14 protein-coding genes are annotated in these 20,174 nt (G+C 62.1%); 7 read left to right on the top strand and 7 right to left on the bottom strand.

Going from position 1 to position 20,174, the window contains the following annotated elements; translation table 11 throughout:
- Positions 1–72 precede the first annotated feature (72 nt).
- Both metG and BLW71_RS11400 read right to left on the bottom strand, forming a co-directional pair.
- Positions 73–2,205 carry a methionine--tRNA ligase gene (gene metG / locus BLW71_RS11405; RefSeq protein ID WP_091796423.1) on the bottom strand — a complete coding sequence of 711 codons (2,133 nt, stop codon included), beginning with the start codon at positions 2,203–2,205 and terminating at the stop codon, positions 73–75.
- Positions 2,206–2,594: 389 nt separating this feature from the next.
- Entirely contained in the window at positions 2,595–3,248 is a 654-nt protein-coding gene (locus BLW71_RS11400) for a YiaD family glycine zipper/OmpA-like lipoprotein (RefSeq protein WP_091796422.1), read from the bottom strand.
- Between the two features lie 349 nt (positions 3,249–3,597).
- Between BLW71_RS11400 and apbC the strand changes: the two genes are divergently transcribed.
- The 5 genes from apbC to BLW71_RS11375 all read left to right on the top strand — a co-directional run bounded on the left by apbC (position 3,598) and on the right by BLW71_RS11375 (position 9,405).
- Positions 3,598–4,686 carry an iron-sulfur cluster carrier protein ApbC gene (gene apbC, locus BLW71_RS11395; RefSeq protein ID WP_091796421.1) on the top strand — a complete coding sequence of 363 codons (1,089 nt, stop codon included), beginning with the start codon at positions 3,598–3,600 and terminating at the stop codon, positions 4,684–4,686.
- A gap of 141 nt (positions 4,687–4,827) precedes the next feature.
- Positions 4,828–5,361 (top strand): superoxide dismutase family protein, encoded by a 534-nt coding sequence (locus tag BLW71_RS11390; RefSeq protein ID WP_007175917.1) that lies wholly within the window; start codon positions 4,828–4,830, stop codon positions 5,359–5,361.
- 367 nt (positions 5,362–5,728) lie between these two features.
- A complete protein-coding gene (dcd, locus tag BLW71_RS11385; protein ID WP_007175915.1) occupies positions 5,729–6,298 on the top strand; it encodes a dCTP deaminase in 570 nt (189 codons plus the stop codon).
- Positions 6,299–6,385: 87 nt separating this feature from the next.
- Complete coding sequence (locus tag BLW71_RS11380) at positions 6,386–8,671, top strand: arginine/lysine/ornithine decarboxylase (protein ID WP_091796420.1); 2,286 nt, start codon at positions 6,386–6,388, stop codon at positions 8,669–8,671.
- Between the two features lie 2 nt (positions 8,672–8,673).
- Entirely contained in the window at positions 8,674–9,405 is a 732-nt protein-coding gene (locus tag BLW71_RS11375; RefSeq protein ID WP_091800722.1) for a lysozyme inhibitor LprI family protein, read from the top strand.
- Positions 9,406–9,441: 36 nt separating this feature from the next.
- Here BLW71_RS11375 and BLW71_RS11370 read toward each other — a convergent pair whose 3' ends face one another.
- Positions 9,442–10,368: a bestrophin family protein gene (locus BLW71_RS11370; protein WP_091796419.1), complete on the bottom strand. Its 927-nt coding sequence runs from the start codon at positions 10,366–10,368 to the stop codon at positions 9,442–9,444.
- Positions 10,369–10,438: 70 nt separating this feature from the next.
- Entirely contained in the window at positions 10,439–11,281 is an 843-nt protein-coding gene (locus BLW71_RS11365) for an EamA family transporter (protein ID WP_091796417.1), read from the bottom strand.
- Positions 11,282–11,471: 190 nt separating this feature from the next.
- Between BLW71_RS11365 and gcvA the strand changes: the two genes are divergently transcribed.
- Together gcvA and BLW71_RS11355 are read left to right on the top strand one after the other, a co-directional pair.
- Positions 11,472–12,392 carry a transcriptional regulator GcvA gene (gene gcvA, locus BLW71_RS11360; RefSeq protein WP_091796415.1) on the top strand — a complete coding sequence of 307 codons (921 nt, stop codon included), beginning with the start codon at positions 11,472–11,474 and terminating at the stop codon, positions 12,390–12,392.
- Positions 12,393–12,936: 544 nt separating this feature from the next.
- Positions 12,937–14,088 carry a porin gene (locus tag BLW71_RS11355; RefSeq protein ID WP_091796413.1) on the top strand — a complete coding sequence of 384 codons (1,152 nt, stop codon included), beginning with the start codon at positions 12,937–12,939 and terminating at the stop codon, positions 14,086–14,088.
- A 143-nt stretch (positions 14,089–14,231) separates the two neighbouring features.
- On the opposite strand, the gene BLW71_RS11350 is transcribed toward BLW71_RS11355, so the two are convergent.
- The 3 genes from BLW71_RS11350 to BLW71_RS11340 all read right to left on the bottom strand — a co-directional run bounded on the left by BLW71_RS11350 (position 14,232) and on the right by BLW71_RS11340 (position 20,165).
- Complete coding sequence (locus BLW71_RS11350; RefSeq protein WP_091796411.1) at positions 14,232–17,057, bottom strand: 2-oxoglutarate dehydrogenase E1 component; 2,826 nt, start codon at positions 17,055–17,057, stop codon at positions 14,232–14,234.
- 493 nt (positions 17,058–17,550) lie between these two features.
- Positions 17,551–19,092 (bottom strand): efflux transporter outer membrane subunit, encoded by a 1,542-nt coding sequence (locus BLW71_RS11345; protein WP_091796409.1) that lies wholly within the window; start codon positions 19,090–19,092, stop codon positions 17,551–17,553.
- Positions 19,089–20,165, bottom strand: coding sequence for an HlyD family secretion protein (locus tag BLW71_RS11340; RefSeq protein WP_091796407.1), 1,077 nt, complete (start codon positions 20,163–20,165; stop codon positions 19,089–19,091). Before BLW71_RS11340 ends, BLW71_RS11345 begins: the two co-directional genes overlap by 4 nt.
- Between the last annotated feature and the right edge of the window lie 9 nt (positions 20,166–20,174).

Here is a 20,174-nt window from a genome sequence, read left to right as displayed (position 1 = left end):
GCAAAAAAAAACGGCACGCCCTTTGGAGCGTGCCGTTTTCATTCGTGCCTGCGGCGTGAGCCGCCGCGCGCTTTACTTCACGCGCATGCCCGGCTTTGCGCCGCTATCCGGTTCGAGCACGTAGAGGCCCGGTTCGGCTTTCTCATCGGTCGCGGAGGCGGCCAGCACCATGCCTTCGGACATGCCGAACTTCATCTTGCGCGGCGCGAGGTTGGCCACCATCACCGTCAGCTTGCCGACCAGTTGCTCCGGCTGATACGCGGACTTGATGCCCGAAAACACGTTGCGGGTTTTCTCCTCGCCGACGTCGAGCGTGAGTTGCAGCAGTTTGTCCGACCCTTCCACCGCCTTGCAGTCGACGATCTTCGCAATCCGCAAATCGATCTTCGCGAAGTCGTCGATCGAGATGATGCCGGGCGTTTCGTCGTTAGCCGCGGCCGCTTTGGCTGCCTTCGATTTGGACTTGGCGTCGGCCGGCGCGGCGGCTGCCGGCGTAGCTTGCAGCGAGTCACGATTGGCCGCGATCAGCGCTTCGATCTGCTTCGGATCGACGCGCGTCATCAGATGCTTGTACGCGTTGATCGGCCGGGTGGAACTGAGCGGCACGTTGGCGTCCGCCCACACCAGCGGCTCGATGCCGAGGAAGCCTTCGACCGCTTCGGCGAGCTTCGGCAGCACCGGCTTGAGCGCCAGCGACAACAGGCGGAAGGCTTCAATGCTCACGGTGCACGTTTCGTGCAGCGCGACGCCGTTCGCCGGGTCTTTGGCCTGATCCCACGGCTTGGCCGTGTCGACGTACGCATTCACGGCGTCGGCCAGTTCCATGGTCTGACGCAGCGCGCGGTTGTACTCGCGGGCTTCGTAGTTCGCGGCGATTTGCGGCACGGCGGCGCGCAACGAGGCGAGCAGCGGATGCTGCATCGCGCTGTCCTGCACGCGGCCGTCGAAGCGCTTGATCAGGAACCCGGCGGCGCGGCTCGCGATGTTCACGTACTTGCCGACCAGATCGCTGTTCACGCGCGCCTGGAAGTCGTCGAGGTTCAGGTCGAGGTCTTCCATCGTGCTGTTCAGCTTGGCCGCGAAGTAGTAGCGCAGCCATTCCGGATTCAGGCCCGTTTCGATCACGCTTTGCGCGGTGATGAAGGTGCCGCGCGATTTCGACATCTTCGCGCCGTCCACGGTCAGGAAGCCGTGTGCGAACACGTTGGTCGGCGTGCGGTGGCCCGAAAACTCGAGCATGGCCGGCCAGAACAGCGTGTGGAAATACAGAATGTCCTTGCCGATGAAGTGATACTGCTCGGCCTTCGAACCCTTGCGGACCCACGCGTCGAAATCCAGACCGCGCTTTTCGGCGAGGTTCTTGAAGCTCGCGTAATAGCCGACCGGCGCGTCCAGCCACACGTAGAAATACTTGCCCGGCGCGCCCGGAATTTCGAAACCGAAATACGGCGCGTCGCGCGAGATGTCCCAGTCGGCAAGCTTGGCTTCGCCGGCGTCGCCGAGCCACTCGCGCATCTTGTTGGTGGCTTCCGGCTGTGCCAGACCGCCCACCCACGCGCGCAGGAAATTCTCGCAACGCGGATCGGAGAGACGGAAAAAGTAGTGCGTCGAGGTCTTGCGAATCGGCGTGGCGCCCGAAACGACCGAGTACGGATTGATCAGTTCGGTGGGCAGATAAGTCGAACCGCATACTTCGCAGCTGTCGCCGTACTGGTCTTTCGCGCCGCACTTCGGGCATTCGCCCTTGATGAAGCGATCCGGCAGGAACATTTCCTTGACCGGGTCATACGCCTGTTCGATGTCGCGCGCGTCGATCAGGCCGGCTTCCTTGAGCGCCAGATAGACGTTTTCGCTGAGAACGCGGTTCTCTTCGGAGTCGGTCGAATAGTAATTGTCGAACGAAATCCCGAAGCTGTCGAAATCGCGCTTATGTTCCTGCCAGACGCGGTCGATCAACTGCTTCGGCGTGAGACCCTCTTTCTCCGCGCGCAGCATGACCGGCGTGCCGTGCGTGTCGTCGGCGCCAACGTAGTAGACCTCGTGCCCGTGCATTCGCAACGTCCGGACCCAGATGTCCGTCTGGATATATTCGACCAGATGGCCAATATGGATTTGCCCGTTCGCATACGGAAGGGCCGACGTGACGAGAATCTGGCGGCGGCCTGAGGGCGCGCCTACGGAGAGATCGGTTGCGGGTGCTGACATAAGGATGATGGGAGCCTGCGGTGGGACGAAGGGTTGATTCTAGCAGGGGAGGCACCCGGCGCGGGGCGGGCCGGGTGGGGCGCGGCCTGAGTCGTTGCCGGCCAGGACGGTATGTGCCCGGGAGGACTACCACCGTGCGTAAACCGAGCGCCCAAAAAAAACCGGGGCTATTAACCCCGGAGCAACAACGACAAGAGGAGAATGGTGACGCGGCGGCATCGCCAGCCACGTACCGTAAAGACAGACAGCGGATTTTCCGCAGAGTTCGAAATTTTTTTCGTTCTCGTGCGAGATTCCTTTCTCCCGCCTTCCACGGCTTTCTCAAGCAGAGCGCTCGCCGACGGTGCAGCTCCGGCGAGCGGTTTCCTCAATCTCCCCAAGTTCTGTGCTTATTGCGTGGCGTGCTGGGCCGTGGCGCGCAGATAGATTTCCACGCGGCGGTTTGCGGCACGGCCGGCTTCGGTGTTGTTGTCGGCGATCGGCTGGGTTTGGCCCATGCCTTGTGCCGACAGGCGCTGCGGCGCGACGCCGCGCTGGCCCAGGTAGCCCGTCACGCTTTCGGCGCGGTTGACCGACAGCGTCTGATTGTAGGCCGGCTGGCCCGTGCTATCCGTGTGGCCGACCACCTGAGCGATCAGTTCCGGATTTTGCTGCATGGTTTGCGACAGTTGGTCCAGCACCGGCGCGAACGATGGCTTGACTGCGTAGCTGTTGGTGTCGAACGTCACCGAGCTCGGAATGTTCAGCTTGAGCGAGCCGTCCGGTTGTTCGGTGATCTGCGTGCCGGTGCCCTTGGTGGCGCCCGACAGCTTGTTGTGAATGGCTTGCCAGTTGTAGCCGGTAATGCCGCCCACCGCCGCGCCGACACCCGCGCCGATCGCCGCGCCCTTGCCGCCGCCGAAGATGGCGCCCAGCGCCGCACCAGTACCGGCGCCCACCCCCGTACCTACCGCCGTATTGGTGCCCTGTTGGGTGGCGCAACCTGCCAGCAATGAACCGGCAACGGCAAAGACAGCCAGGCGAGTCATGATTTTTGCATTCATTTTTAAATCCTCTTGAGTAAAGCGAGTCAGGCAAAAAAGGCGGCGACAAGCGACCAATCTATACGGCGAACATGACGGCAGTAAAGCCGTCGGCTCGATAATAGGAGAAGTCCTACACCTGATTCAGCCTCGGTCCGACAGTGAAGAAGGGTCTTCCGGCAAGGCGTGGCGCCAGCCACTACAATGGTGGCTGAAGCACGCAGCGATGCGGCCCCATTGCGTTCCGCCTGCCCGAAGGGTGCCCGGCGCACCGGGTTTTCGCAATGCTGTCTAACAATTTCTTTCAAATTCCGGCGCGTGGCCGAGACTTCGATTCCGCTGCGCCGCAGGTGTTCCCCACGGAGTGTCAATGAGTATCGATCGGGCTTTGGTCGACGCTGCCCTCGCAGCCGTCGCTGACCCCAACACCGGCCGGCCGTACGCGGCGGCCAGGAACGTCAAGAACGTCGCCGTGCAGGGTGACACGGTTAGCGTCGAGGTGGTACTCGGCTATCCGGCCATGCGTCAGTTCGACGCTATCCGAGCGCAGTTCGCCGAAGCGCTGCGCGCCGTGCCCGGTGTGGCCGACGTGCAGGTGCAGGTGTCGCAGCAGATCGCGGCGCATACCGTGCAGCGCGGCGTGAAACTGTTGCCGAACGTCAAGAATATCGTCGCGGTGGCGTCGGGCAAGGGCGGTGTGGGCAAGAGCACCACCGCCGTGAACCTGGCTTTGGCGCTGGCGAGCGAAGGTGCATCCGTCGGCATTCTCGACGCGGACATCTACGGCCCGTCGTTGCCCATGATGCTTGGCATCGTCGGCCGCCCGGAGTCGCCCGACGAAAAGTCGATGAACCCGATGACCGGCCACGGCTTGCAGGCCAACTCGATCGGCTTCCTGATCGAGCAGGACAACCCGATGGTGTGGCGCGGCCCGATGGCCACTTCCGCGCTGGAACAGCTGCTGCGGCAGACCAACTGGCACGATCTCGACTATCTGATCGTCGACATGCCGCCGGGCACCGGCGATATCCAGCTGACCCTCTCGCAACGCGTGCCGGTGACGGGCGCCGTGATCGTCACGACGCCGCAGGATATCGCGCTGCTCGACGCGAAGAAGGGCCTCAAGATGTTCGAAAAGGTCGGCATTCCGATTCTCGGCATTGTCGAGAACATGGGCATGCATATCTGCTCGAACTGCGGCCACGAAGAGCATATCTTCGGCGCCGGCGGCGGCGAGCGCATGGGCAAGGAATACGGCGTCGACGTGCTCGGCAGCCTGCCGCTCGACATCGCGATCCGCGAGCAGGCCGACTCCGGCAAACCGACCGTGGTGGCGGACCCGCAGGGCCGTATCGCGGAGATCTACCGGTCGATCGCGCGCAAGGTGGCGATCCATATCGCCGAGCGCGCGCGCGACATGACGTCGAAGTTTCCCAACATCGTCGTGCAGAACACCTGAGAAAACGCCGGGGCGCTCTTGACAGCTCTTCGGACACGGGCCCAAGGCGTCTGTTTGCGCCTGGTCTCGCGGTATCATGTCGACTTCACGAGTTCGGCTCGGCGGCCGCAGGGGCGGCCACCAGGCCGGCAAGAGGATCGCATGGGAAAACGAATCGACGGGCAGGCGGTGCATGCGTTCATCGTCCTGGCTGCCACCAGTGTGCTGTTATGCGGCTGCAGCGCGTTCCTGAGACCACAGGAAAAACGCGCCGACGCGCAGCTGCTGCCCACCGTGGGCAATCAGGCGCGCGGCCTCGTCACGTTCATCGAGCGCTCGGACGGCGTGCAGGTGACCTACAATCTCGCGGGCATGCCGCCCAATAGCGACCACGCATTGCAAGTGCACGAACGCGGCGACTGCAATGCCGCGGACGGCTCCAGTGCGGGCCAGGTGTTCTCGCCGGCCGCCGAGCGTCTGAAAACCGGCGCGCGGGTCGAAGGCGATCTCGGCAACATTCACGCGGACGCGAACGGTGTGGCCACGGGCTTCATCGTCGCGCCGGACGTCTCTCTGGACGGCATCCGCTCGGTGCTGCAGCGCGCGGTTCTGCTCCATCACGACGCGACCGATCCGTACGCCTACCCGCAGCATGGCGCGGGCCCCGCGCTCGCTTGCGGATTGATTCGTCAATGAGTCGCCAGATCAGCCGCGAATGAACCGCGAACGCGCCGCACAGTCGCGGGCGGCGCGCCTCGCGAGCGCTCGGCAAGGCGGTCTCGAGACAGGCCCAGAAAGCGTTCCCGGCCCCACCCGCAGCAGCATTCTCACTATCGCGTAAAATAAGCGCCTTTCGTTCGGCTGCCCGGCCGGAGTGCCCGCCCTGGCCACGCTGCCACGGCATTCAGCCGGGAGCGTAGCGCGTCTGAACGGCATGCCGTCAGGGCCCGCACCCGCCAGTGAGCGCAGTGCGGGCGCGCACGCAGTTAGCCTCAAGTGACCCGGGACTTACCGGGTTGTTATCCGTCACACCCCTGTCATTCACGTCGAGCAGCGTTCACCTATGACTATCAAATCCGACAAGTGGATCCGGCGCATGGCCGAGTCGCACAAGATGATCGAGCCGTTTGCGCCCGATCAGGTTCGCGTCTCCGAAGACGGCCGGAAGATTGTCAGCTACGGCACGTCGAGCTACGGCTACGACATCCGCTGCGCCGACGAATTCAAGATCTTCACGAACATCAACTCGACCATTGTCGATCCGAAGAATTTCGACGAGAAGTCGTTCGTCGACTTCAAGGGCGATGTCTGCATCATCCCGCCGAATTCGTTCGCGCTCGCGCGCACGGTCGAGTATTTCCGCATTCCGCGCAGCGTCCTGACCGTGTGTCTGGGCAAGTCCACGTATGCGCGTTGCGGGATCATCGTCAACGTGACGCCGTTCGAGCCGGAATGGGAAGGGCACGTCACGCTCGAATTCTCGAATACGACACCTTTGCCTGCGAAAATCTACGCGAACGAAGGCGTCGCTCAAGTGCTGTTTTTCGAAAGCGACGAGATTTGTGAAACGTCGTACGCGGATCGCGGCGGCAAATACCAAGGCCAGCACGGCGTCACGTTGCCGAGAACGTGACGTCCGCAGCGTACTGAACCACCAGCCATACCGGGTGACCGCTGCAATTGACACAATGCAGCGGTCGTTCTTTTTGGAGAATCGCCCATGAAGTTTCGTTTTCCCGTCGTCATCATCGACGAAGATTTCCGCTCCGAGAACATCTCGGGTTCCGGCATCCGGGCTCTGGCCGAAGCCATCGAGAAAGAAGGCGCGGAAGTGCTCGGGTTGACGAGCTACGGCGATCTGACCTCGTTCGCGCAGCAGTCGAGCCGCGCCTCGTGCTTCATCCTTTCGATCGACGACGACGAACTGCTGCCGTACGTCGATAACGTGGTGGTGGAAGGCGAGACGCCGGAGCTGGCCGCCGCGATCGTCGCGCTGCGCGCGTTCGTGACCGAAGTGCGCCGCCGCAACGCCGACATTCCGATCTTCCTGTACGGTGAGACGCGCACCTCGCGCCACCTGCCGAACGACATCCTGCGCGAACTGCATGGCTTCATCCACATGTTCGAGGACACGCCGGAGTTCGTCGCGCGCCATATCATCCGCGAAACGAAGGTGTATCTGGATTCGCTCGCGCCGCCGTTCTTCAAGGAACTGGTGCAGTACGCGGACGAAGGCTCCTACTCGTGGCACTGCCCGGGACACTCGGGCGGCGTCGCGTTTCTGAAGAGCCCGCTCGGCCAGATGTTCCACCAGTTCTTCGGCGAGAACATGCTGCGCGCGGACGTGTGCAATGCCGTCGACGAACTCGGCCAGCTGCTCGATCACACCGGACCGGTGGCGGCTTCTGAACGCAACGCCGCGCGCATCTTCAGCGCTGACCACGTGTTCTTCGTGACCAACGGCACGTCCACGTCGAACAAGATCGTCTGGCATGGCACGGTCGCGCCGGGCGACATCGTGCTGGTTGACCGCAACTGCCACAAGTCGATCCTGCACGCGATCACCATGACCGGCGCGATTCCGGTGTTCCTCACGCCGACGCGCAACAACTTCGGCATCATCGGACCGATTCCGCGTAGCGAGTTCGAGCCGGAAAACATCAAGAAGAAGATCCTCGCGAACCCGTTCGCCCGCGAAGCCCTCGCGAAGAATCCGGAGCTCAAGCCGCGCATTCTGACCATCACGCAAAGCACGTACGACGGCGTGATCTACAACGTCGAGATGATCAAGGAAATGCTCGGCGACTGGCTCGACACGCTGCACTTCGACGAAGCCTGGCTGCCGCACGCCGAATTCCACGAGTTCTATCAGGACATGCACGCGATCGGCGCGGGCCGTCCGCGCATCGGCGCGCTGGTGTTCGCCACGCACTCCACGCACAAGTTGCTGGCCGGCATTTCGCAGGCTTCGCAGATCGTCGTGCAGGATTCGAAGAACAGCCGCTTCGACAAGCATCGTTTCAATGAAGCGTATCTGATGCATACGTCCACCAGCCCGCAGTACGCGATCATCGCCTCGTGCGACGTGGCCGCGGCCATGATGGAAGCGCCGGGCGGCACGGCGCTGGTCGAAGAGTCGATCGCGGAAGCGTTGGATTTCCGCCGCGCGATGAGCAAGGTCGACGCCGAATACGGCGACGACTGGTTCTTCAAGGTGTGGGGCCCGGAGACATTCGCCGAAGAAGGCATCGGCTCGCGCGAAGACTGGATGCTGCGCCCGAACGACGCGTGGCACGGTTTCGGCCCGCTCGCCGAAGGCTTCAACATGCTCGACCCGATCAAGGCGACGATCGTCACGCCGGGTCTGGATATGGACGGCGGCTTCGGCGAGTCGGGCATTCCGGCCGCGATCGTCACGAAGTATCTGGCCGAGCACGGCATCATCGTCGAGAAGACCGGGCTGTATTCGTTCTTCATCATGTTCACGATCGGCATCACCAAGGGCCGCTGGAACTCGATGGTCACCGAACTGCAGCAGTTCAAGGACGACTACGACAACAACCAGCCGCTGTGGCGCGTGCTGCCCGAGTTCGTCTCGCATCATCCGATGTACGAGCGCGTCGGCCTGCGCGATCTGTGCGAGCAGATTCACAGCGTCTACCGCGCGAACGACATTGCGCGTCTCACGACCGAGATGTACCTGTCGAGCATGGAACCGGCCATGAAGCCGTCGGATGCGTTCGCCAAGCTCGCGCACCGCGAGATCGACCGTGTGCCTATCGACGAACTCGAAGGCCGCGTCACGTCGATCCTGTTGACGCCGTATCCGCCGGGCATTCCGCTGCTGATTCCGGGCGAGCGCTTCAACAAGACCATCGTCAACTATCTGCGTTTCGCGCGCGAGTTCAACGAGCGCTTCCCGGGTTTCCACACGGACATCCACGGGCTTGTCGGCGAAACGATCAACGGGCGCATCGAATACTTCGTCGATTGCGTGCGCGGCTGACGATGCGGCAAGTGACGTCCCCGTCGGGCGCCCGCGCCGCGCGCCGCGTGGTTTGCGCGCTGTCGCTGGTCGCGGCGGCGGTATTCGGCGCGGCGTCGTTGCCGGCGCATGCCGAAGTCGCCGCCGCCGATCCGATCGATGCGTCGATGCGCGCGTGCCTCGCGCGCAGCGACATGTCGTCGACGGCGGGGCAGGTGCAGTGCATGGACAACGCGCGCATCGGCTGGAAGACCGCGTTGGACAATGCATGGCAGCAGCTTCAGCAGAAGTTGCCGCCCGCGCAGCGTAAGCAGTGGGAAAAGAGCCAGGCGAGCTGGCAGGCGTCACGCGACGCCGAGAAGCAGTTGCTGGCGGCGGTGTTCGCCACGACGCACGGCTCCATGTACGTGCTCGCCGAAGCCGATATGCAGTTGCAGCCGGTACGCGACCGCGCGCTTGTGCTGCGCAGCGCGGTTGCGAAGGCGAACGGGGGCGGCGATCCGCCGCGCCGGGTGCGTGCCTGCGGTGCGGACGCGCAGTGCGAACACGCCATGTTCGATCTGAACCGCTACTACCGCCGCTTGCAGTCGAAGATGCCGGCGCGCACGCGTCCCACGTTGACGCGCGCGCAGAAGGCGTGGACCGCGTACCTGAATGCCACGACGCCGGTGATCGACGAGCGCGGCCGCATCGATATCATCGGCGCGCGGGTGGCGACGCTCAAGCGCTTGTCGGAAACAGCCGGCAACAGTTGAGCGTGCGTTGGGCGGCGCGCTTCAGGTGAAGCGCGCTCAGTTGAGTATGTAGCCTTCGGCTTCCGGGTTCGGCAACGGGAGAGCCGGTTCGCCGAGCAGGTCGCGCATGGAGTCCTCGATCACCGTCGACATCATGTGAAGTGCGAGGTCGTTGTCGTCGGTGCCGAAAGGCTCTTCGATCTGCGACGCAATGGCTTCGTGCGCCATGAACGTGTACGCCACGAACACCGCGAACACGGGCGTGAAGATGCCGATGCTGTCCACCAGTCCGAACGGCAAGGACGCGCAGAAGAAATACACCGTGCGGTGAATCATCACCGAGTAGGCGAACGGCAGCGGCGTCGAAGCGATGCGCTCGCATCCGCCGATCACATTCGAAAGTCCATTCAAATTCCGATCGAAAGCGATGACCGCCATCGGATCGATCGCGCCTGCGCGAGCCTGTCGTTGCACCCATTCGCCAAGGTAGAGCATCAAGGTGGCCGGCTTGTAGCGCGACGCCATGACGCGCTCGAAAAGCGCTTGCGGCAGTCGTGCGGCGAGGTCTTCGCGCGGGTCGCTGTTGCGCAGCTGATGACGCAGCGCGTGGGGAAGGGCGCTGAGCGCGGTGAAAAATTCCCGGACGTCTTCTTTCGGCAACGGCCGGGATGGCAAGGTGAGCACCTGGCGGATGAGCGAGCGCGACTCGTTCAGCAGTTGTCCCCAAAGCTTGCGAGCTTCCCACCAGCGGTCGTAGCTGGCGTTGTTCCGGAAGCCGAGAAAAACCGCGAGCGCAATGCCGATCAAGGAGAACGGCGCGGTGGTGTTGAGATTCAGCGAGATCGGCAGCAAGTGGTCATGAGCCGCCACGGCCACGATCGAAATGCAGAAGATCAGAAAGAGCCGCGGGAGCAATCGCGGCAGGACTGAGCCCTGCCAGGCGAGCAGCATGCGAAACCAATGGAGATGCGGGCGGATGATCATTGGGGTGTTCTTTGCGCCTGAGGCCGCGGGATGCCTATTATCGCTTTTTTGTGTTTCGAGTTTTGCGGCTTCAAAGCCCCAGACAAACCGCCCCGGCCGCAACGATCACGCACGCGAGCCAGCGCTGTGCGCTGACTGTTTCGCGCAGCAACACCCGCCCGATCAGCACCGCGAACACCACGCTGGTCTCGCGCAACGCCGATACCGCGCCCATCGCGCCCGACTGCATCGCCCAGATCACGATGCCATATGCCGCGATCGACACCAGGCCACCGGCGAGCGAGGAGCCCACGGCCATCGGCGCCACCCGAACCGGTGCCCACAGCGCCGAGCTTCCGCGCATCGCGATGAACAACACGGGCATCAGCCAGTAGAACAGGAACATCCACGCGGTGTAGGCGAGTGCGCGGCCGTCCGATAAGCGCACGCCCATGCCGTCGACCACGGTATAGAGCGCGATCGTCGCGCCGGTTGTCAGCGCGGCCAGCGCACTCGCGCGCGATACACGCCCCCCCTGCAGCGCGATTGCGATGATGCCGCCGGAGATCATCACGATCCCGAGCGCGTGCAAGGGGCCGATCGCTTCGTGAGCGAAGAGCGCCGCGCCGAGCGTGACGAGCAGCGGTGATGAGCCGCGCGCGATCGGATACGCTTGCGCCAGATCGCTGCGCCGGTACGCCCGCACGAGGGTCGCGTTGTAGACGATATGCAAGAGCCCCGACGCGACGATATACGGCCAGGCCGCGCCGCTCGGCGACGGCGTGAACAGGACCACGAGCGTGGCGACCGCCGCGATGGCGATGCTCATCCACGTCATGGAGAGGAAGCGGTCCCGGTTGCCGTGCAGCATCGCATTCCAGCTTGCGTGGAGCAGGGCGGCAACCAGAACGAGACCGCCGGTATAACTGAGCATTGGGGCTCCAGACTCGAAAGGGTGCGGGAGATTGCGCGCCGCGAAAGGCAAGAAGTGGCCGTCCGATGTTCTCGCTGACCGTTTATGGCTGTCGCCGCTCAAATCGGCCGTGCAGCAAGCAGGATATCTATCTTGTCGTTCGTCAACAAACGAGATAAATTGGGTCGTCGTGTTAGATAAACTATCGTGAATGAAACGGGTTCTGCCTCCACTCAATGCATTGCGTGCCTTCGAAGCTGCAGGGCGGCTCGGCAGCTTCAAGGAAGCGGCAGCCGAATTGCACGTCACGCACGGAGCCGTAAGTCAGCACGTGCGTCTGCTCGAGGAGTGGCTGGGCGCACCGTTATTCGAACGGCACAACCGGCGTGTGGCGCTGACTCCCGCGGCGCGGGCGTACCTGGAGGAAATCGGTCCGTTGTTCGAGCAGTTGTCGCAAGCAACGGCGAGATATGGCTTCCCCGAAACGCTCTCGCGAACCTTGACCGTGAATGCGCCCGCCACGTTCACGCTGCGCTGGCTGGTGCCGCGACTGGCCTCGTTCCGCTCCGAGCATCCGGACGTGGAGGTCAACGTGGTGACCTCGAACGAGTCGGCGGAGAGTCTGAAAGATGTCTATGACATCGTCATCCGGGGTGGTCCGGATACGTTCTATGGCTATTCGATGCGGCCATTCCTGTCCGAAGAGCGGATCCCGGTCTGTAGTCCGGCGCTATTGCAGCGACTGCCGCTTCGAATACCCGACGATATGCGGCAGCATACGTTGCTGCACACGTCGAGTCTTCCGCGGCTTTGGCCGGACTGGCTGGCAAGCGCAAAGCTTCCCGAACTCAGGCCGGCTGCCGCGCTCACTTTCGACCATTTCTATCTGACGTTGCAGGCTGCCATCGACGGGATAGGCATTGCGATGGGGCCGACTGCGCTGGTATCCGACGATCTTGCAGCTGGCCGGCTTGTCGCGCCTTTCGCTGGGCCGCGTCTGCCGTCGCGGAGCTATTGCACCTATGTTCCGGATGGCAAGTCCGCCGACGACCTGGTCATGCTGTTCCGCTCATGGCTGGAACGCGAGGGAATGCGGTCCCAAACTGCGACGCCGTGCCAAAACGCGGACTAGTTGAGCGATCTGCCGGCAGAGTGTCCGGCTTTCTCAAGCGCACTCGCAACGAGTAGGCGCGAGGTGCGACTCGATTATCAACTCATGGTATCCGACAGCGCTGTCTGACGCATGGCTCGCGTCGATGCGGACGACGGCCTTGTCCGGGAATGCCGCTCATTAGCCTTCATAGTCGATCGCGGAATGGTGAAGTCCGTGTCGCAAACTGGAAGGGTCTGTTACGCGGCATAGATGAATCGCAGTAACCCGGTTCGCGCGAAGACTAATGAGAATCTGTTTTCTTGCGCTTTGCAGTGCAGAGAGGATGAGTGGCTGGTCAAGCGAAAAGCGCCACCTGTCAACGGTTTTCGCAACATATCCTGTTCCAGTAAAGTAATTAGGATGCCGTTATATAAAGTCGTCACGACGCCGTCGTCAAAAAACCAATAACACGATCGGTGATTTGTATATGACAAGAGATCAGTTCCGCTGCAGCGGACAGACTTCTAGCATCGACTCCCTCTGACGGCACAACTCGCACCGTCACCATTTCCCGGAGTCAACTTTGACCAAGAAGCTCTTCCTGGGCGCTACTGTCGCGGCCAGCCTGATCGCTCCGCTGGCGCATGCCCAGAATTCAGTCACACTTTACGGCCTGATTGACGCCGGCATCATGTACACGAACAACGTCAAGAAAGGCTCAAGCGCAGGCTCTCTCATTCAGGCGACGAGCGGCAACATCAACGGTAGTCAGTTCGGCCTGCGCGGCAACGAGGATCTCGGTGGCGGACTGCATGCGATCTTCGTGCTCGAGAACGGCTTCAACATCCAGAACGGCAAGCTCGGGCAGAACAACCGCCTGTTCGGGCGGCAGGCTTACGCCGGTATCGATGCGGCTCAGTACGGCACGCTTACACTCGGCCGCCAGTACGACTCGGGTGTCGACTTCGTCGCGCCGCTCTCCGAGGTGGCGTCGACGTTCGGGAAGACGGGCTTCGCGCACCCATTCGACAATGACAACCTGGACTACTCCGTGCGCATCAACAACGCCGTCAAGTTCAATAGCCACAGCATTGCGGGGTTGAAATTCGGAGCGCTTTACGCGTTCTCGAACAGCACGGACTTCAGCTCGAATCGCGCCTACAGTGTCGGTGCAAGTTACGGCAACGGACCGTTGAACTTTGCCGCCAGCTATTTGCAGATCAATGGATCGAATAGCACCAACACATCGGGCGCAATCGACACGGCTGAATCGACAGCCAACGGCACCGGTGGATTCGTGCTCGGCGCGGATGTGCAGCGTGTTGCCGCCGCGGGTCTGAACTACGGGTTTGGCCCGGCCGTACTTGGCTTCGTGTATTCCCACAGCCAGTACCAAGGCACGAAGTCATTCGGGTCGGCCGGTGGCACGGTGCGCTTCGACAATTTTGAAGTCAACGGCCGCTACGCACTGACGCCGGCGCTGAAGCTGGGTGCCGCTTACGTCTACACCGACGGTCATGCCACTCGCACGACGACCTACGGCGCAGACCCCAAGTGGAATCAGGTCAATGCGCAACTGATCTATTCACTCTCGAAGCGAACCGATATCTACGCGGAAGGGATGTTTCAGCATGTGAGCGGCAAGCAGTACGTTGCGTTTATCAATACATCGGGCGGCGCGTCGTCGACTGCAAACCAGGTGGTTGGAACCGTCGGATTACGAACCCGGTTTTGAGGGGCTCAGCGAGGAGGGCGGCACGCGGTGAAGATGCATCGTGATCGAAAGTCAGGGGCACGAGAATTCACATCCGCGCCCCTGTGAGCTTGCCAGCGAAGGCGAATCAGCGACATCGTCTCCGATTCGCCTTCACGGTCGCCTTACTCCTCAATAGCCGCATGCAGGAATTTTTCCTGACGCGCGGCATGCATCGACCGGTAACCCGGTGCAGTCGATGCGGTCGCCTCCGGCCCGATATAGCGCAGCGCTGCGGGTGCCTTCACAATCTCCAGCAGCGGTTCCAATACAAAATTCCACGCACCCTGGTTTTTCGATTCTTCCTGACACCACACCACATCCTTCAGATTCGGATACCGCTCCAGTTCCGAACTGATCCGCTTTCCAGGGAACGGATACAACTGTTCAACGCGAATCAACGCGATATTGTCTTTCTGGGCCTTGCGCCGACGCTCCAGCAGTTCGAAGTAGACCTTGCCCGAGCACAGGATGACCCGGTCGACCTTGGACGCTGCTTCCTGGGTAGGCGACTCGCCAAGAATCTCGTTGAATCGGCCTTGCGCGAGATCCTCGAGGTTGCTGACAGCCTCAGGGTGGCGCAGAAGCGACTTCGGCGTCATTACAATGAGCGGAATGCGATCACGCAGCACGGCTTGCATACGCAACAGATGGAAGATCTGAGCCGGCGTCGTGGGCTGCACAACCCGCATGTTTTCCTGGGCACACAGTTGCAGATAGCGCTCGAGTCGGGCGGACGCGTGTTCCGGACCTTCGCCTTCCTGACCATGTGGAAGCAGCATCGTCAAACCACTGTGTTGCCCCCACTTTGCAGCGCCCGCGGACAGAAAGTTGTCGATCACAACCTGCGCGCCGTTCGCGAAGTCGCCGAACTGCGCTTCCCACATCACGAGCGCGTTTTGTCGAACAACCGAGTATCCGTATTCGAAGCCCAGCACCGCGGCTTCCGACAGAACCGAGTTGGTGACCGAGAATCGCCCCTGGTCATCCGACACGTTCTCCAGCGGCACGTAGGTGCCCTCTCCCCGAATCGACCGCTTCTGATCGTGAAGCACCGCGTGGCGATGGCTGAACGTGCCCCGTTCACTGTCCTGCCCACTCAGACGTACATCGATTCCGGCGGAAAGCAGGGAAGCGAAAGCGAGATGCTCGGCCATACCCCAATCTAGTGGACGCTTGCCTTGCGCCATCTTGCGGCGGGCGCTCATCACTTTCCCAACGAGCGGATGCAGCGCATATTGCCCAGGTACGCTCGTGATCGTCAATGCGAGCTTCTGAACGAGATCTGGCAACGGAGCCGAGTAATAGATGCGGTCGACGTTTCCATCGAGCAACTGCGGCCAGGTCACCTCTTCGCTCTTTGTATCAACCGGCTTCTTCTCTTCGTTGGCTTGCGCAGCGTCAAGATGCTCACGGTAATCGTGGACATATCTCTCCACGTCTTCCGTCGTCACGACCCGTTCGTCCACGAGCTTCTTCGCGTAGAGCGTGCGGACACCCGGATGACCTGCAATGGAGCGATACATCAACGGTTGGGTGATGTTCGGCGTGTCCTGTTCCTGGTGACCATGACGGCGGAAGCAGACCAGATCGATAACGACGCTCTTCCCGAACATGGCGCGAAAATCGATCGCGAGGCGCGTCGCGGCAACCACTGCCTCGGGGTCGTCGCCGTTCACGTGCAGGATCGGCGCCTCGATCATCTTGGCAATGTCGGTGCAATAGAACGACGAGCGGACATCGCGCGGATCGGACGTGGTGAAGCCGACCTGGTTATTCACCACCACATGGATCGTGCCGCCGGTGCCGTAGCCTCTGGTATTCGACAGGTTCATCGTCTCCATGACGATACCTTGCCCTGAAATCGCAGCGTCCCCATGAATCTCCACTGGCAGGACCGCAGCCGCGCCTTGCCCCAATACTTCGGCGCGCGCGCGCGCGATCCCTTGAATAACCGGGTTTACAATTTCGAGGTGCGAAGGGTTGAACGCCAGCGTGACTTCCGCCGGCCCGGTTGCAGTCGGGAGCAGGCCGGTAAAGCCCTTGTGATATTTGACGTCACCTGCCGGGAGAAGATGCGCGGTTTTTCCGTCGAACTCGTCGAACAACGCGGCCGGCGGCTTTCCGACAATATTGACGAGAACGTTCAGTCGCCCACGGTGCGCCATGCCGAGAATCGAGCTTTTGATACCCTTGGTGGCGCCGTATGCAACCAGCTCATCCAGCAGCACGATGAGCGACTCGCCACCCTCGAGCGAAAAGCGTTTCTGACCGACATAGCGGGCATGGAGGTATTTTTCAAGGCCCTCGGCTGCTGTCAGCCGTTCGAGGATGTGCAGCTTGTCGCCGGTATCCAGGGTCGCCTTCGCACGCGAAGACTCGAGACGCATTTGCCACCAGCCACGCTGATCGGGATCGGCAAGATGCATGAACTCGGCGCCCAACGTCCCGCAATACGTTTCTGTGAGCGCCTGCACCAGATCGCCGAGCGTCGCGTCTTCGTCGGAGAAGTAAGTGCCGGACATGCTGAACTTCGTGCTCATGTCCGCGTGGGACAGATCGTAGAAGCCCGGGTTCAGATCACGCACCGGCGCCGGCGCGCTCCAGCGCAGTGGATCGAGATGAGCATTGCGGGTGCCGACCATGCGATAGGCCGAAATCAGTGCCTGCACCGCGACTTGCTTCTGCGCGAACCGGAGTACGTCGTCCTCCGAGCGTCCTCCGGTCCGCACCTGTCTGGCCAACTCGACAAAGCGCGATACGACCGGTGCGTGCGCAACGTCGCCTGCGTCTGATCCATCCACCGCGGGCACGCCTTGCAACGCGTCGAAATAGCCTCGCCATTCATCCGACACTGTGTTCGGGTCGGCAAGGTATGCCTCGTATTGCTCCTCGACGTAAGGAGCGTTGCCTCCAAACAGGAAGGAGGTACTGCGATTGCGCATCATCATGATGACTCTGTCCTCAGCCGGGACCATGCCCGATATCCGCCACGAATTTACCCAGGGCAGCACCCGTTTCCGCCTTGGCCACGCCAAAGCTTTCGCAGGGACACGAAGACAAAACTTGGATGCGAAACGAGGTGAGATTCCACGCCACGTAATTCGCGTCAACTTGTGCAAGACCCCGTGACTCATGCCACCAGGTCCCTGTGCCCGCCAGGACCAGCAGTCTCCTGACTGCTGGTAAACACAGTCTATGTTTTGCGGGTCCTTTCCGACGCTTCAACTGTGATGGTTTTGGGACACTCTTCGTTGGTTCCCGGCCACGACGCCAGGGCTTCCAGAATCTCGTATGTGTGCAAGGTCGAGCTGGTTCGACGCGAGATCGAACCGCCAGAAACGGCGTTCAATCTCGCCCGATGCGACGCTTCGGCTCTGCACAGGCGCGCAGTGAGAACACGCCAGGCCGACGCTCATCACTCAGCAGTCGGCCGCGCTCCAATCAACGCGACGCCTGGGGGTTGGCGTAAGTGGACTCCCAGCCGCCGCCCAGCGCTTTGCAGAGGGTGATCAGGTTCGCGGCTGCGCTCGCCTTGCTTTGTTCCAGGTTGCTCTCGCCGTCGAGCAGTTGCTTCTGCACGTTCAGCACGTCGAGATAGTCGAGCGCCCCGGCCTTGTAGCGCTGCTGCGCTATCGAAAGCGCGCGCTGGTTGAGCGCAACCACCGTCGTCAGTTTGTCGCGGCGCAGCTGCTCGGCATCGTAGACGACAAGCGCATCGTCCACTTCGCGCCAGGCGTTGAGCACGGTGTGTTTGTATGCGACCGCGGCTTCCTGTTGTTGTGCCTCGCGCAGGTTCAGTGTTCCCTTGAGGCGGCCGCCCTCGAAGATCGGCATCGTAATGGAGGGGCCGACAACAAACTGTCCGGACGCCCAGTTGGCAAGACTCGAAAGCTGAAGACTCTGAAAGCCCGCGCTGCCATTCAGCGATATGCGCGGATAGAAGTCGGCTTTTGCCATGCCGATCGACGCCGTGGCCGCATGCAACTGCGCCTCCGCCTTGCCGATGTCTGGTCTGCGTTGCACCAGTTCAGACGGAAAGCCGATCGGCACCTGTAGCGGCAAATCGGGCACGTCGCGCGGTTCGGCGAGCGTTTGCCGAAGCGCGCCTGGCTCCTCGCCGAGCAATACGCCAATCGCGTTGATCGTGGTCTCGCTTCGCGACTCGAGTGTCGGAATCAGACTTTCGATCGACGCCACCTGCGCGGATGCGTTGGCCACGTCGAGATCCGTCGTCACGCCTTCATGCGCGCGTACTTGAGTGAGCTTCGTGGCGTTGCGAGCAATCTCCAGATTCTGTCTCGCGATCCGCAGCAGCGACTGGGTGTCGCGCAACTCGATATAGTCTCGCGCGAGTTCAGCACGAGCAGACAGCAAAATTGCGTTCCGGTCCTGATAAGAAGCATCCGCCAGCGCGGACGCGGCTTCGACACCGCGTCGAACTCCGCCCCAGATATCGATTTCCCAGGACGCGTCGAAACCGGCTTGATAGAGGTTGTATGCCGGCGAACCTTTGGAGCCCGGCAGCGGCGCCACGCCAAGCGGCGCGCTGCCCGAAGCGGATTGCGGCTGGGATTGGGTCGGGCTGACGCCGAGCAGCGACAGAATGCCATTCGGACTTCCGCGTTCGCGGTTGTACGAGGCTGCACCGTCTAGCGTCGGATATTCCGCTGCCCCCGCAACGCGCTGTTCGGCCCGGCTTTGCCGAAGGCGTGCCGACGCCGCGGCCACATCGAGGTTCGCATCGGCCAGTTTCTGTTCGAGCGTGTTCAGCGTGGGGTCGTTGAACAGCGTCCACCAATCGGGATTGAATCCGGCCTCGACGGCCTTGCTCGAGGCTTGCGCGGATTGGGTGCGCTCAAAGACCTGCGCGGGCGTCGACGCCTTTGGACGTTCGAAATCCGGTCCAACGGTGCAACCCGCTATCACCAGACACGCCAGTATCTCCAGCGCCAACACGCGGAAGGAAAAGTCGCTCGCATTCATTTTCTATCTCCCGCCTCCGCCAACGTGTCGGCGTGCTGACCGACGGCGACTTCCGTTTCGACAGACAGCCCCACGCTCAGCGCGGACGCCGCCTCCTGGCCTCGGTCGATGGAGATCTTGACAGGCACGCGTTGGACCACCTTGGTGAAGTTGCCCGTCGCGTTATCGGGTGCGATCGGCGCAAAGCTCACACCGGTTGCGGGAGCAAGACTATCGACACGGCCGCGGATCACAACGCCAGGAAAGCTGTCGACCTTGATCCGCACACTTTCGCCGGGCCGCATGTGGGTGATCTGGTTTTCCTGGAAGTTGGCGACAACGTAGGCGTCGGAAAGTGGCACGATCGCGAGAATCGTCGCGCCTGGCGTCACGAATGCGCCGACTCGCGCGGAACGCCGTCCGACCTTGCCGTCCACCGGCGCATGAATCTCCGTATACGACAGGTTGAGCTTTGCCTGCTCGAGCGCCGCCCCGGCGCGTGCAAGCGCGCCGGCTGCCTTATCGCGCTGGGTGCGCAGCACGTCCAGGTTCTGCTCGGTCGATGCCAGCACGGCCCGATCGTGCGCCTCGTGCGCGAGTTGCTCGGCGAGCGCGCTCGACGTGTGCTGTTGTTCCTGCGCAGTCCCCGCACCGGCTTCCGAGAGGTTCTGGTACCGCGCGGCGTTGGCCCGTGCGAATTCGATCGACGCGTCGTCGGCCTTGAGCGTTGCGCGCGCCTGCTCGACGAGCGAGGGCTGCCGCGCGATCTCGGCGTCGTAGTTCGCGACGGCGGCCTGTGCCGCGGCCACGTCTGCCTCCGCACTCATCAAAGCGGCCCGGAAGTCGCGGTCGTCGATACGGACCAGCAATTGCCCCGCTTTGACTGCCTGGTTGTCGTTGACGAATACGTCGGATATCTGGCCGGCGATACGCGGCGCCACGAGGGTGAAATCGGCCTCGACATAAGCGTCGTTGGTGGATTCGGTATTCGAGCCACCTGACAGGCTTGAGCAAGCCCATGCGCCTACGCCGACCGCGACGACCAGCGCGGCGATACGAACGATTTTGAGGGGAGATCGAGCAATGGTTGACATGATATCGGC

The sequence above is a fragment of the Burkholderia sp. WP9 genome (assembly GCF_900104795.1).
In the GTDB taxonomy this organism is placed as follows: Bacteria; Pseudomonadota; Gammaproteobacteria; order Burkholderiales; family Burkholderiaceae; genus Paraburkholderia.
Note: the sequence above shows the minus strand (reverse complement) of the source record. Positions and strands in the feature narration are given on the sequence as shown.

Coding starts and splice junctions, on each gene's coding strand:
- metG (WP_091796423.1), bottom strand. CDS start 2,205: ATGTCAGCACCCGCAACCGATCTCTCCGTAGGCGCGCCCTCAGGCCGC.
- BLW71_RS11400 (WP_091796422.1), bottom strand. CDS start 3,248: ATGAATGCAAAAATCATGACTCGCCTGGCTGTCTTTGCCGTTGCCGGT.
- apbC (WP_091796421.1), top strand. CDS start 3,598: ATGAGTATCGATCGGGCTTTGGTCGACGCTGCCCTCGCAGCCGTCGCT.
- BLW71_RS11390 (WP_007175917.1), top strand. CDS start 4,828: ATGGGAAAACGAATCGACGGGCAGGCGGTGCATGCGTTCATCGTCCTG.
- dcd (WP_007175915.1), top strand. CDS start 5,729: ATGACTATCAAATCCGACAAGTGGATCCGGCGCATGGCCGAGTCGCAC.
- BLW71_RS11380 (WP_091796420.1), top strand. CDS start 6,386: ATGAAGTTTCGTTTTCCCGTCGTCATCATCGACGAAGATTTCCGCTCC.
- BLW71_RS11375 (WP_091800722.1), top strand. CDS start 8,674: ATGCGGCAAGTGACGTCCCCGTCGGGCGCCCGCGCCGCGCGCCGCGTG.
- BLW71_RS11370 (WP_091796419.1), bottom strand. CDS start 10,368: ATGATCATCCGCCCGCATCTCCATTGGTTTCGCATGCTGCTCGCCTGG.
- BLW71_RS11365 (WP_091796417.1), bottom strand. CDS start 11,281: ATGCTCAGTTATACCGGCGGTCTCGTTCTGGTTGCCGCCCTGCTCCAC.
- gcvA (WP_091796415.1), top strand. CDS start 11,472: ATGAAACGGGTTCTGCCTCCACTCAATGCATTGCGTGCCTTCGAAGCT.
- BLW71_RS11350 (WP_091796411.1), bottom strand. CDS start 17,057: ATGATGATGCGCAATCGCAGTACCTCCTTCCTGTTTGGAGGCAACGCT.
- BLW71_RS11345 (WP_091796409.1), bottom strand. CDS start 19,092: ATGAATGCGAGCGACTTTTCCTTCCGCGTGTTGGCGCTGGAGATACTG.
- BLW71_RS11340 (WP_091796407.1), bottom strand. CDS start 20,165: ATGTCAACCATTGCTCGATCTCCCCTCAAAATCGTTCGTATCGCCGCG.